Genomic DNA, 13,171 nt, shown 5'->3' on the forward strand with positions numbered 1-13,171 from the left:
CGCGTCACGTCGGTCGTGGCCGTGCCAGGCCGTCCGCGCTGCCGTGCGTCCTCGCGAGACAGGAGCGCCCTTCATGAGTCGTCTTCGCCTCCCCGGAGCGGGCCGTTCGGCGGCCCTGCGTGCGGGGGTCCCGCTCGTGAGCATGATGCTGGCCGCGACCGTCTGCGGCGCACCCGGCGCCCGGGCGCAGGCCCTGCGCCCGGTGGCCGGACCGGCGGCCGATCCCGCCGTCGCCGCGGCCTCCTGCGCCGACAGCGTGTACAACGACATGACCCAGGCGCAGCGCATCGGGCAGTTGTTCATGGGCGGGGTGTCCGCGAGCAGCCCCAGCACGACCGACCTGCGGACGCTCCGTGACCAGCATGTGGGCTCGGTCATGCTGACCGGGCGCAGCAGCGCCGGCGTCACGGCCACGCGCAACGTGGTGGACGGCATCCGCGGCCAGGCGGACACGGTCTCCGGGAAGCGGGTGGGGCTCTTCGTCTCCACCGACCAGGAGGGCGGCCAGGTGCAGGTGCTGAGTGGTCCCGGCTTCTCGACCATGCCGAACGCGCTGACCCAGGGCGGCTGGTCGACCTCCACGCTGCGCAGCCGGGCCGCGGGCTGGGCGAGCCAGCTGAAGTCGGCCGGGGTGGACCTCAATCTCGCGCCTGTCGCGGACGTGGTGCCGGCCAGTCTCGGCACGCGCAACCAGCCCATCGGGCGCTACTACCGCGAGTACGGCTACACACCCGACGTCGTCGCCTCGCACAGCAAAGCGTTCGCGGTCGGGTCCAAGCAGGCCGGCGTGATGACCACGCTCAAGCACTTCCCGGGGCTGGGCCGGGTCATCGGCAACACCGACACCACCGCGAACGTCGTCGACTCGGTGACGACCACCACCAGTTCCTACCTCACGCCGTTCAAGTCCGGGATCCAGGCCGGTTCGCCGTTCGTGATGATCTCGCTGGCCACCTACACCAAGATCGACCCCAACCACATCGCGGCGTTCTCCCCCACCGTCGTCCGTAATCTGCTGCGCACCCAGCTCGGCTTCAAGGGCGTCGTCATCTCGGACGACCTCGGACAGGCCGTCGCCGTCCGGTCCTACACGCCGGCCCAGCGCGCCACCGCCTTCCTCGCGGCGGGCGGCGACCTGGTCCTCACCGTGAAGCCGTCCATCGTGCCCGCGATGGCCCAGGCGGTCAGCTCCCGCATGCAGACCGACGCCGCGTTCCGCTCCGGCGTCGCCGACAGCGTGCACCGCGTCCTCGCCGCGAAGGCCGCCGCCGGGCTGCTCAACTGCGGCTGAGCAGCCCGCACAGCGCTCACACCACCTCCTTCCGCCGACAGCGGACGGAAGTCGACGCCATCACTCCCACCTATGTGCAACATCAGCTTTCTTAGGCATGAGCCGCGTTGACTTCCTCCGATTTTCTACAGAAGTATGAGCCTGCGTGGCTGGAAGCCACGGCTACTCCTGTGGAGGTCTCTGGTGGTCGATCGCGTCCGTGCCGGCATCGTCGGTGTCGGATTCATGGGTAAGGTGCACGCACGTGCCATCCGTCGGACGGGCGGTGTCGTCGTGCGCGCCGTCGGTTCCGGGCCGGAATCCTCCCGAAGAGCCGCCGAAGATCTGCGTCCGGAGATCGTCGCGGGAACCGTCGAGGAGCTCCTGGCCGACGACGGCATCGACGTGGTGCACATCTGCACGCCGAACGCCACGCACGCTCCGCTGGCCCGGGCGGCCATCGCCGCCGGCAAGCACGTGGTGTGCGAGAAGCCGCTGGCCGTGAATCCGGCCGAGGCGGAGGAACTCGTGCGCCTCGCCGCCGAGGCCGGTGTCACGGCGACCGTGCCGTTCGTCTACCGCTTCTACCCCACAGTCCGGGAGGCCCGCGCCCGGGTCGCGGCGGGTGCCACCGGGCCGGTGCGTCTGCTGCACGGTTCGTACCTCCAGGACTGGCTCGCCGCGGACACCGACGACAACTGGCGGGTGGACGCCGCCGCCGGCGGCCCGTCCCGCGCCTTCGCGGACATCGGCGTGCACTGGTGCGACATGGTGGAGTTCGTGAGCGGGCACCGCATCGTCCGGGTCGCCGCGCAGACGATGACCGCCGTGCCCGAACGCGGCGGCCGTGGCGTCGAGACCGAGGACGCCGCCGTCGTGATGTTCGAGACCGACCTGGGGGCGGTCGGCAACGTCACCGTCAGTCAGATCTCGCAGGGCCGCAAGAACCGCCTGTGGTTCTCGGTGGACGGCGCGACGGAGAGCCTGACCTTCGACCAGGAGAACCCCGACACGCTGTGGATCGGCGGCCGGGACGTCAACCGGCAGCTCATGCGCGGCAGCAGCGAATCGCCGGCGGCCGCCCGGTACGTCACCGTCCCCGCCGGGCATCCGCAGGGCTACCAGGACTGCTTCGACGCGTTCGTCGCCGACAGCTACGCCGCCCTGTCCGGCGCCGCGCCCGACGGACTGCCCACCTTCGCCGACGGACTGCGTGCCGCCCACGTGACCTCCGCCGTACTGGAGGCCGCCGAGAAGCACACCTGGGTCGAGGTCACCCCGTGCTGAACGAAGGGCTGGGCGAAGGGCTGAACGAGCGGCTGAGCGAGCGGCTGACCGTCGGCGACGCCGCGCCGCTGTTCGAGCTTCCCGACAGCGAAGGGGCCCTGGTGCGGCTGACGCCGCGGGACTCGGCCGCGACCGTGGTGGTCTTCACCGCGAACGGCTGCCCCTTCGCCCTGGCCTGGCACGACCGCGTGCAGCAGGTCGCCCGCGACTACGCGGCACGGGGCGTCACGGTGCTCCAGGTGGTGAGCAACGACGAGACCGACCACCCGCAGGACTCCGCGGTCGTGATGCGGACGCGGGTCGCCGCCGGGGAGCTCGCCGGTCCCTTCCTGCGCGACGCCGACCAGTCGGCCGCCCGGGCGTTCGGGGCGACGGCGACTCCCGAGGTCTTCGTGCTCGACCCCGCGGGCGTGGTCCGCTACCAGGGCGCTCCCGACGGCGACCACGACGACCCGGCCCAGGACGCCCGGTGGCTGCGCGACGCGCTCGACGACGTCCTGGCGGGCCGCGAGGTGGCCCGGCCGCTGACCTCTCCGGCGGGCTGTTCCGTCAAATGGCGCGTGGAGCTGCTGTGGTGGGAGGGCTGCCCGACGCACGCGCGCGCCGCCGCCCTGCTCCGCGAGACGCTGGCCGAGCTGGGCCGGGGCGAGGTCCACGTCGCCGAACGCCAGGTGACCTCACCCGAGGAGGCGGCGCGGCTGGGGTTCCCGGGCTCGCCGACGTTCCAGGTCGGCCGCCGGGACCTCTTCCCGTCGAGTGCCGCGCCCGCCCTCACCTGCCGTGTGTACCGGCGCGCCGACGGACGGCCCGCGCCGCTGCCCGAGGCCGCCGACCTGGCGCAGCGGCTCCGTGACGCGCTCGCCCGCCCGTGGGACCTGCCGCACTGGGTCGACCCGCGCAAGCCGCGTCGACCGTAGAACCGGAACGAACGCCGAGGAGGCGTCCATGACCACCCATCCGAGCGTCCTGATCATCGGCAGCGGGCCGACAGGCGCCACCTACGCGCGGCTGCTGCTGGAGCGGGTCCCCGGCGTGTCCGTCCTCATGGTCGACGCCGGTCCCGTGGTGACCTCGCCGCCGGGTATGAACGTGAAGAACCTCCCGTCGGCCGAGGAGCAGACGACCGCGCGGCTCGCGTCGCAGGGGCGGGCCGGCGCGGACGGCGTGTCCGGCATCCCGGCCGGGGTTGTCGTCGAGGGAACGATCACCGCCCGCCAGGGCACGCACCTCATCGGCCGTGCCGCCGAGGGCTCGCCGGGCATGCCCGCGGCGGCCGTCGCCACCTGCGTGGGCGGTCAGGGCGCGCACTGGACCTGCGCCACGCCCCGGCCGCGGGGCGGTGAACGCATCCCGTTCATCGACGAGGCCGAGTGGGAGGAGCACGTCACAGCCGCCGAAGAGCTGCTGCACGTCACCAAGGCCGCCTTCGGCGACTCACCGCAGGCCGCGGCGATCCTGGACCGGGTCGGCGAGACGTTCGCCCGGGACGGGATCGAGGTCGGCCCGCTGCCGGTGGCGGCCGACCCCCGCCCGGACGGCACCCTGCGCTGGGGCGGCTCCGACGTCGTCCTCGCGCCCCTCTTCGACGACCCCCGCTTCACGCTGCGGGCGGACACGCTGTGCGTGCGCCTGGTCCGTGACGGCGACCGTGTGGTCGGAGCCGTACTCCGCGATCTGCTCAGTGGGGCGGAGGAGCAGGTCGGCGCGGACGCGGTCGTGGTGGCGGCCGACGCGATCCGCAGCCCCCGGCTGCTGTGGGCGTCGGGGGTCCGGCCGCCGGCCCTCGGCCGCTACCTGACCGAACATCCGCTGATCTTCGGTGTGGTGGCACTCCGCGACGGCGTGCTGCCGCCCCCCGAGGAGGCCGCCACGCCGGCGGACCCGATCCGCGGCGTGGTCTCGGTCCGGTACGACGAGGAGCGGCACCCGTACCACGCGCAGATCATGTACTCGCCCGTCTGCCCGGTGCCGCTGCCGGAGGACAGCCCCTACCGCGACAACCCCGCGGGCTACGTGGGCATGGGCTGGGGCGTGCGCAAGTGGCCGCGGCCCGAGGACCGGCTCCTGTTCGACGACGAGCGGCCCGACGAGGACGGACTGCCGAGCGTCCGCATCGCCTACGAGCTCACCGAGCGGGAGCACGCGGAGCTCGACCGGGCCCGCGTCCAGCAGGCGCGCGCCGCGGCCGCGCTGGGCGAGTTCGTGCCGGGCACGCCCGTGCTGATGCCGTCCGGCAGTTCGCTGCACTACATGGGCACGGTGCGGATGGGTCCGGCGGACGACGGCACGTCCGTGTGCGACCCCTGGTCGCGGGTGTGGGGCGTGCCGGGCCTGGTGCTCGCCGGCAACGGCCTCATCCCCACGGCGAACGCCTGCAACCCGACGCTCACCAGCGTCGCCCTTGCGGTGCGCGGCGCGGCAGCGCTCGCGGCCGAACTCGGGGCCGACCGGGCCGCGGAGATCAACTGACGACGGAGCCCCTGCGGGGCTACGTGCGTACCCGGGCGGCGGTCCTGTCGACGGGTGGCGTGTCCCGCGTGCCGTCCATGAATGGAGTGGAATGTCCAGAGTCTTCCCGGACGCCGTCGACGTGGCGATCGTCGGCAGCGGTCCCACCGGCGCGGCGTACGCCCGCATCCTGAGCGAGACGGCGCCGCATGCCGTCGTCGCGCTGTTCGAGGCGGGGCCCGTGCTCGCCGACCCGCCCGGCCTGCACGTGAAGAACATCGCCGACCCCGCGGCGCGGCTCACCGCCCAGCGTCTCTCCGAGGGGGCGAACCCGCACACCCAGGACGCCTCCGGCAGCTACCCCAACCCCGAGCGCCGGGTGGTCCGCGCCGGTACGCACCTGCTGCCCGACGGCTACCGGCAGCCCGGCGAGGACGGCCTGCCCGCGCTGGCCATGTCGACCAACGTCGGCGGCATGGGCGCGCACTGGACCGCCGCCTGCCCGCGGCCCGGCGACGCCGAGCGCATCTCCTTCCTGCCGGACCTGGACGCCCTGCTCGACGAGGCGGAGCGGATCCTCGGCGTCGACCGCCACCCGTTCGACGACGCCCCCTTCGCCGATGAGGTGCGCACCCGGCTGAGCGCCGAGTTCGACGCCGGCCGGAAGGAGGAACGGCGGATCCGGCCGATGCCGCTCGCCGTCCGCCGCCGCGCCGACGGGGCCCTCGCCTGGAGCGGTTCCGACGTCGTCTTCGGCGACGTCACCAGGAACAACCCGAACTTCCAGCTGTTCGCCGAGGCGCAGGTGCGCCGCGTGCTCGTCGAGGACGGCCGGGCCGTCGGCGTGCTCGTACGGGACCGGACCGACGGCGGCGAGCACGAGGTGCGCGCCCGTCACGTCGTCGTCGCGGCCGACGCGCTGCGCACTCCGCAGGTGCTGTACGCCTCCGGGGTGCGCCCGCCCGCCCTGGGCCGCTATCTCAACGACCAGCCGCAGACGATCTTCGCCGTGCGGCTGAGGGACGTCGACGCCGCGCTGGCCTCCCGGCCCGGAGGCGGCGCGATCGCGGAGGAGTCGGGCGTCTCGTGGGTGCCGTACACCGACGACGAGCCCTTCCACGGTCAGGTCATGCAGCTCGACGCCTCGCCCATTCCGCTGGTCGGCGAGGACGAGCCCGCACCGGGCACGATCGTGGGACTCGGCTGGTTCTGCGGCAAGGACCTGCAGGCCTCGGACCGCGTCGAGTTCGACGACACCGAGACCGACGACTACGGCATGCCGAAGCCGCGCATCCACTACACGCTCACCCCGCGCGACCAGGAGACCCTGGCCCGGGCCCGCGAGTCCGTCCTGCGCGCGGCACGGGCGCTCGGCGACTTCATCGGCGACGAACCCATGACCCTCTCGCCCGGCGCGTCGCTGCACTACCAGGGCACGACCCGGATGGGCCCCGCCGACGACGGCACCTCCGTGTGCGGCCCCAACAGCGAGGTGTGGGGGGTGTCCGGCCTGTACGTGGCCGGAAACAACGTCATCCCGACCCCGATCGCCTGCAACCCGACCCTCACGTCGGTGGCCCTGGCGATCGGCGGGGCCCGCGACATCGCCGCCCGGCTGAACGCCGGGACGGCAGCTACGACAGGAAGGCGGTGACCATGCTGGAGGTCCCGATGATCCAGTCCCGGGGGTTCCGCAACCGTCCGGCCGGCGACGGCTTCGAGGTGCGGCTGCGCAACCCGTACTACCGGGGGCTGTGGACCAGCCTGATCGAAGGAGCCGCCATCACCGTGGACGGTGAGCGCTTCGCGGCGGAGGACATCGGCTGGAGCATCGGCGGTGTCACCTGCTCCGCCGCCGAGCTGAGCTCCTCCGACACCGCCCGGTGGCCCGTCGACGTCCCCGCGGTCCTCGTGGTGCCGCGTCCGGAGCCGCTGTCGACCGGCTTCCACACCGTGGCCGCGGAACTGCGGCTGCGCATGTCGTACATCCCCGAAGAACTCCAGCCGACGGTCTGGACCGAGGAGCGCGGACTGGTGATCACGCGATGACGGAACCCCTGCTGCGGTACGGCGTCTCGCTGTACAGCTACACGAGCGAGTACGGCGTGACCATGACCCTCGACGACTGCGTCGAGGACGTCGCCGACCTCGGCGCGACCGGCCTGGAGATCCTGGGCGAGGCCCACGTCCAGGACTACCCGAACCCACCCTCCGCCTGGCTCGACGCCTGGTTCGCCCGGCTCGACCGGCTCGGGCTCACGCCCACCTGCTACGGCTCGTGGGTGGACACCCGGCGTTTCAAGGGCCGCACCCTGACCGTGGACGAGGCCACCGAGCAGCTGGAGACCGACATCCGGCTGGCGGCGACGCTCGGCTTCCGGTTCGTCCGGCCCAAGCTGGGCGTCGGCACCTCGGACCTGGAACCGGACCCGGTGTGGGAGCCCGCGACCGAGCGGGTGCTGGACCTGGCGGCGGAGAAGGACATCGTGCTCTGCCCGGAGATCCACTGGCCGTCGGTCATCAAGTCGAAGGTGGTCGACGACTACCTCGCCTTCATCGAGCGCACGGGCACCGAACACTTCGGGCTGCTGATGGACACGGGCGTGTTCCACAAGCGGATGCACCACCGCCGTGGCGGCACCGCGAGCCGGCTGGGCGACGGAAACGCGCGGCCGCCCGAGGTGGAGGTCGTCCCGGTCTCCGACCTGGAGGACGTCCTGGACCACGTCGTCCACGTACAGGCGAAGTTCTACGAGATCGACGACGACCTCCAGGACCACTACATCCCCTGGGCGGAGATCCTGGAGATCCTCGTGCGCCGCGGCTGGTCCGGCTACCTGTCCAGCGAGTACGAGGGCGACTACGGCGTCGGACGCGCCTCCGACCAGCTCCGGCGCCAGCACGCACTCATCCGGCGTCTCCTCTCGGACCTCTCGGACAAGGACCAGTGATGTCGCGCCCGATCACCCTGTTCACCGGCCAGTGGGCCGACCTGCCGTTCGAGGAGGTGGCCCGGCTCGCCGCCTCCTGGGGGTACGACGGCCTGGAGATCGCCTGCTGGGGCGACCACCTCGACCCGAACCGCGGCGCCGTGGACGACGCCTACCTCGACGAGAAGCGCGCCGTGCTCGACAGGTACGGCCTGAAGGTCTACGCGATCTCCAACCACCTCAAGGGACAGGCCGTCTGCGACGACCCGATCGACCAGCGGCACCGGGCCATGCTCCCGGACTCGGTCTGGGGCGACGGCGACCCCGAGGGCGTGCGGCAGCGGGCGGCCGAGGAGATGAAGAACACCGCCCGCACGGCCGCCCGCCTCGGGGTGGACACGGTCGTCGGCTTCACCGGTTCGGCGATCTGGAAGTACGTGGCGATGTTCCCGCCCGTCCCCCAGGAGCTGATCGACGCCGGCTACCAGGACTTCGCCGACCGCTGGAACCCGATCCTCGACGTCTTCGACGAGGTCGGCGTGCGTTTCGCGCACGAGGTCCACCCGTCGGAGATCGCCTACGACTACTGGACGACGAAGCGGACGCTCGAAGCCGTCGGCCACCGGCCCGCGTTCGGCCTGAACTGGGACCCCAGCCACATGATGTGGCAGGACCTGGACCCGGTCGCCTTCATCCTGGACTTCGCCGACCGGATCTACCACGTCGACTGCAAGGACGTGAAGCTCAACACCGGCGGCGGCCGCAACGGCCGCCTCGGCTCCCACCTGGTCTGGGCCGACCTGCGCCGCGGCTGGGACTTCGTCTCCACCGGCCACGGCGACGTGCCGTGGGAGCAGTGCTTCCGCGCCCTGAACAGCATCGGCTACGCCGGCCCGATCTCCGTCGAGTGGGAGGACGCCGGCATGGACCGCCTCGTCGGCGCCCCCGACGCGCTGCGCTTCGTCCGCGGCAAGCTGTTCACCGCCCCCGAGGCCGCCTTCGACGCCGCCTTCGCGCAGAAGAGAGACTGACGACAGCCATGGCATGGGAACGCTGGTCCTACATGGACCACTGGGTGACCGAGACGCCGCAGGGGCCGCAGCCCCCGTCGTTCAACCGCGCCTACATGGACCGCTATGTGAAGCAGTTGTCCGCCCTCGGATTCCGCGGGTTCGACACCTTCTTCTTCTACCTGCCGATGCTCGCGGGCATGTACGGCTCGGTGAAGAAGTTCGAGGAATTCCTCCAGGACAACGGCTTCGACAAGATCACCGGGATCTTCTCGGCCTACCCGTACGCGACGAAGTACACGGCCCCGCACGTGCCCGAGACGCACGACCGGATCTTCGCCGACTGCGAGGCGACCGTGCGGGCCGTGGAGGGCCTGTCGGTGGAGAACTTCATCGTCATGCCGACGACGACGTACTTCCAGGTCGAGCCGGTCACCGACGACAAGATCAAGATCATGGCCGACCTGTGGAACCGGGTCGGGCGGATGACCCTCGATCACGGGATGAAGACCACCTGCCACTTCGAGTTCTGGGGGGCGATCCGCACCCGCCCGCAGCTCGACCTGTTCTTCGAGTACACCGACCCGGAGTACGTGTACTTCTTCTGCGACACGGCCCAGCACACGATCGCCGGCGTCGACCCCCTGCAGATGTTCCGCGACTACCGCGACCGCTGCACCGGGTTCCACTTCAAGGACACCCACACCGTGGACACCAAGGAGGCGTACCGCACGCCGCCCGACCCGGAGCTGATGGCCCCGGACGTGACGCGCTGGTTCTACGAGATGGGCACCGAGGGCGGTCTCGTCGACTTCCCGGCGCTGATGCGGGAGATCGTGGCCTCCGGGTACGACGGCTGGCTGACGGTCGAGCACGACAAGGCCGAGCTGGGCGGCAACACCTACGCCGAGGCCACCTGCGTCGCCAAGTGGTACATCGACAACGTGCTCGCCGAGGCACAGGCGGAGGTGCGGGCATGAGGGACACGCTGCGCTGGGCCTACGCCCTGAACCAGTGGAACATCCGCATGGACGTCTTCGTCCGGCACGAGGATCAGCGCCGGGCGCTGAAGACGCTGTCCGCGCTCGGCTTCGACCACGTGGAGCTGGCCGCGGGCTCCGGCAGGTGGGAGAACCTCGGACGGCCCGAGATCATCGAGCTCAACCACGGCGGCCCCGCCGGATTCCTCGGCTTCCTGCGCGGCTGCTCGGTCAACGGCGTGGCCGGCATGTACTGGGATCCCGGACAGCCGGTCGAGGAGGAGGGCTGGGCGTTCCGCTCCACCAGAAACCCCGCCGACCATGCCGCGATCGTCGAGTCGGCACGGCCGTTCGTCGACTTCCTGGCCGCCGTCGGCGCCGAGCAGCTCGTCGTGCGCCCCGTCGGACCGGCGTGGATGCAGCCCCCGCTCGCCCATGACGACATCGCGGTCATCGGGGACGTCTGGAACGAGGTCGGCAAGGTGGCCGCCGCCGCGGGCGTCGGGCTGGCCCTGCACTACGACTGCCTGAGCGCCGTGCACACGGCCGACGAGCTGGGACGGCTGCTCGACGCGACCGACCCGGAGCTGGTCGGCCTCGCGCTCGACACCGCCGAGCTGACCATCGGCGGCATCGACCCGGTGGCGTTCTACGAGGAGTGGCACGCACGGGTCACCCACGTGCACCTCAAGGACACCCGCTACACCGACCTCGGCGACGAGTACCGCATGCCGGGCGCCGAGACCACGATGCTGCGCGGCGGCGGCGGGCGCCGGATCGAGCGCTGGTTCTTCGAACTCGGCACCGAGGGCGGCCTCGTCGACGTCAAGGCGTTCGTCGCGGCGCTGCGCCGACGGGAGTTCCCGGGCTGGGTGGTGGTCGAGAGCGACCACGGCGGCAACCCGGCCGAACTCGCCATGCTCAACAGCTGGTACCTCCAGCACGAGCTGAACGTCGCCCGCGCCTGACGGCAGCGGCACACCGAAGCCGCCGGCGGCGAACCCTCCTGGTTCGCCGCCGGCGGCTTCCGCGTTGCCGCGACGGATGTCCGGTCGAGGACCGCACCGGCCGGACGACTCCTCTTCGCCGCCGGCGGAGCCGGCTGCGCCGCCTCGCACCACCTCGCCGACCGCGAGCAGCCGGGGCGCCGCACGCCGCTGCCGGCCGGAAGGGCTCCGGCTCCCGTCCCGGTCCGGGTGTCCCGCGGCGAGCTGTCCCCCGCCCGAGAGCGCTGGTGCGGGACAGGCAAGAGGCCGGGCACGCCGTGGCTGTCAGGGACCACGCGTGCCCGGCCGGTCCTTCGCGGGCCGTGCTGTTCTCGCCGGCTCCGCCGCGGGTGGGCGCGGGACGTACGCACGGGTGCCCGGCGCACGCCGTGGAGCGCCGAAGGGCCCGTCGGCCACCCTGGGCGGGTGGCCGAAGGGCCCCGGTCTCAGCGGCTACGCGTCGCGTGCCACGGCCTTGATGTGCGCCAGGGACTCCACCGACGGGGTGGTCGGGAAGTACTCGAGGCCGATCGGACCGTCGTAGCCCGAGGCGCGGAGCACCGACAGGCGCTCGGCCCAGTCGATCGCGCCGCTGCCGGGCTCACCGCGTCCGGGGGCGTCGGCGATCTGCACGTAGTCGACGAGGCCGGCCGCGTTCGCCAGCTCCGCCGCGGGGTCCTCCCCCTCGGTGATCGAGTGGTAGAGGTCGTACAGGAGGCCGAACGACTCGGAGCCGACCTCGCGCGCGACCAGGACGGCGTCGGCCGTGCGGTCCAGCAGCGCGCCCGGGTGGTCGACGCGCGTGTTGACCGGTTCGAGCACGAGCTTCACACCGGAGTCACGCGTCCGCTCTACGGCCTCGGTGAACACCTCGACCAGCCGGGCCAGGTTCTGGGGGCGCTTCGCGCCGGGGAAGCCGATGCCCGAGCCGAGGACGACGCGCGGGCAGCCGAGCAGCCCGGCGTTCTCGACGGCCCGGTCCAGGCCGGTGAAGAAGGGCCCGAGGTCGGTCCCCGGCAGCGTGAAGTTGGTCCGCGGCTCGGCGAGGAGGGAGGTCAGGCCGACCCCGGTCTCCTTGAGGGCGGCGGCGAGCGAGGCCACGTCCTTGTCGGAGGTGCCCCACATCTCCACCGCGTCGAAGCCGGCGGCGGCCGCCGCGCGCACCCGGTCGGCGGCGTCCGGGCCCGCCTCGGTGAAGATCAGTTCGATGTTGGGTGCCAGCTGGTACATGGTCAGGCTCGGCTTTCCGTGAGGGCGTCCGCGACGGAGCGGCGGATGAGGTCGTGCTGCTTGCGCACCAGATCGACGGGATCGGCCTCGTCCAGGTCGGCGAAGGCGTGGCCCTCCCACTCGCTGGAGAAGAAGCCCGTGTAGCCGCCGGCCACGAACTCGCGGACGATGGCCGGGTAGTCGATGGCGGGCTCGTCGCCGGCCTCGTCGATGTCGTAGAACTTGGCGTGGACGTGCACGATCTGCGGCATGATGTCGGACCACTCGCGCGGGTCGACGTGTCCGTGCATGTTGAACGCGAGCCGGGCGAACGAGCCGAGGCTCTCCGGCGCGATGCCGCGGGTGTGCAGGTGGTCGACGAACTCGGCGTGCCGTTCGTTGATGCCGGAGTCCTTGGCCCAGATCTCCTGCAGCCGGGTCAGGTCCTCAGGGGCGAGGCCCTTCTTCGCGAGACCGCGCAGCAGCGTCGGGGACATCGAGTGCATCGTCGAGCTGAAGTCGGCTACGAAGCCCAGGCGCGGCGAGCCGATCTCGTCGTACAGCTCGCGAATCCGCATCACCTGCGGCGAGTTGGGGCCGAGCGGGGCGTGGATCTCCCAGCCGAGCGTCAGGTCGAGTTCCTCGGCCAGTGGCATCAGCCGGCGGATGAGCTCCGGCTTGGCGCTCTGGATGCGCACCAGCGGGAAGCCCAGCGCCCGCGCGCTGCGGAACTGGGCGGCCGTGAACTCGTACTCCTCGTCGAGGGTCATGTCGCGGTCGCGGCGGCGGCCCATGTCGAGGTTGGCGCCGAACGAGCTGGGGGTGAACCCGTGCCGGTCGAAGGCCGCGTGCCATTCGCGCACGAACTCGTCGGTGACTTCCGGGTAGGTGCGGATCGTCTGGGAGGCGACGATCTCGATGCCGGGGCCGATGCCCGCTTCGGCGACCACGTCGAGCAGGCCGCGCAGGTCGTAGCGGCCCGCGGCCCACTCGCTGGTCAGTGAGTAGAGGGTGAGGCCGAGCTTGATGGGGGAGGTGAGGGTCGTCATCG

General features: G+C 72.0%; 12 protein-coding genes. 10 read left to right on the top strand and 2 right to left on the bottom strand.

Annotated elements, in window-relative coordinates; translation table 11 throughout:
• The first annotated feature begins 73 nt into the window (after positions 1–73).
• The 10 genes from ACZ5GT_RS27585 to ACZ5GT_RS27630 all read left to right on the top strand — a co-directional run bounded on the left by ACZ5GT_RS27585 (position 74) and on the right by ACZ5GT_RS27630 (position 10,893).
• A complete protein-coding gene (locus ACZ5GT_RS27585) occupies positions 74–1,291 on the top strand; it encodes a glycoside hydrolase family 3 N-terminal domain-containing protein (protein WP_469031612.1) in 1,218 nt (405 codons plus the stop codon).
• A gap of 183 nt (positions 1,292–1,474) precedes the next feature.
• Positions 1,475–2,557, top strand: a complete 1,083-nt coding sequence (locus tag ACZ5GT_RS27590) for a Gfo/Idh/MocA family protein (protein WP_469031613.1) — start codon at positions 1,475–1,477, stop codon at positions 2,555–2,557.
• Positions 2,551–3,474 carry a thioredoxin family protein gene (locus ACZ5GT_RS27595; protein WP_469031614.1) on the top strand — a complete coding sequence of 308 codons (924 nt, stop codon included), beginning with the start codon at positions 2,551–2,553 and terminating at the stop codon, positions 3,472–3,474. Before ACZ5GT_RS27590 ends, ACZ5GT_RS27595 begins: the two co-directional genes overlap by 7 nt.
• Before the next feature lie 28 nt (positions 3,475–3,502).
• Positions 3,503–5,026, top strand: a complete 1,524-nt coding sequence (locus tag ACZ5GT_RS27600) for a GMC oxidoreductase (RefSeq protein ID WP_469031615.1) — start codon at positions 3,503–3,505, stop codon at positions 5,024–5,026.
• Between the two features lie 91 nt (positions 5,027–5,117).
• Complete coding sequence (locus ACZ5GT_RS27605) at positions 5,118–6,659, top strand: GMC oxidoreductase (RefSeq protein WP_469031616.1); 1,542 nt, start codon at positions 5,118–5,120, stop codon at positions 6,657–6,659.
• Between the two features lie 2 nt (positions 6,660–6,661).
• Positions 6,662–7,054: a C-glycoside deglycosidase beta subunit domain-containing protein gene (locus tag ACZ5GT_RS27610; RefSeq protein ID WP_469031670.1), complete on the top strand. Its 393-nt coding sequence runs from the start codon at positions 6,662–6,664 to the stop codon at positions 7,052–7,054.
• Positions 7,051–7,956: a sugar phosphate isomerase/epimerase family protein gene (locus ACZ5GT_RS27615; protein ID WP_469031617.1), complete on the top strand. Its 906-nt coding sequence runs from the start codon at positions 7,051–7,053 to the stop codon at positions 7,954–7,956. Before ACZ5GT_RS27610 ends, ACZ5GT_RS27615 begins: the two co-directional genes overlap by 4 nt.
• Positions 7,956–8,966: a sugar phosphate isomerase/epimerase family protein gene (locus tag ACZ5GT_RS27620; protein WP_469031618.1), complete on the top strand. Its 1,011-nt coding sequence runs from the start codon at positions 7,956–7,958 to the stop codon at positions 8,964–8,966. Before ACZ5GT_RS27615 ends, ACZ5GT_RS27620 begins: the two co-directional genes overlap by 1 nt.
• A gap of 8 nt (positions 8,967–8,974) precedes the next feature.
• A complete protein-coding gene (locus ACZ5GT_RS27625) occupies positions 8,975–9,925 on the top strand; it encodes a sugar phosphate isomerase/epimerase family protein (protein WP_469031619.1) in 951 nt (316 codons plus the stop codon).
• The gene (locus ACZ5GT_RS27630) at positions 9,922–10,893 is read left to right on the top strand and encodes a sugar phosphate isomerase/epimerase family protein (RefSeq protein ID WP_469031620.1); all 972 of its coding nucleotides are present in this window, start codon (positions 9,922–9,924) and stop codon (positions 10,891–10,893) included. Before ACZ5GT_RS27625 ends, ACZ5GT_RS27630 begins: the two co-directional genes overlap by 4 nt.
• Positions 10,894–11,364: 471 nt before the next feature.
• Here ACZ5GT_RS27630 and ACZ5GT_RS27635 read toward each other — a convergent pair whose 3' ends face one another.
• Both ACZ5GT_RS27635 and ACZ5GT_RS27640 read right to left on the bottom strand, forming a co-directional pair.
• Positions 11,365–12,141, bottom strand: coding sequence for a TIM barrel protein (locus ACZ5GT_RS27635; protein ID WP_469031621.1), 777 nt, complete (start codon positions 12,139–12,141; stop codon positions 11,365–11,367).
• Positions 12,142–12,143: 2 nt separating this feature from the next.
• Positions 12,144–13,169 carry a sugar phosphate isomerase/epimerase family protein gene (locus ACZ5GT_RS27640; protein WP_469031622.1) on the bottom strand — a complete coding sequence of 342 codons (1,026 nt, stop codon included), beginning with the start codon at positions 13,167–13,169 and terminating at the stop codon, positions 12,144–12,146.
• Positions 13,170–13,171: the final 2 nt, after the last annotated feature.

Source organism: Streptomyces sp. NPDC031340, assembly GCF_055569945.1.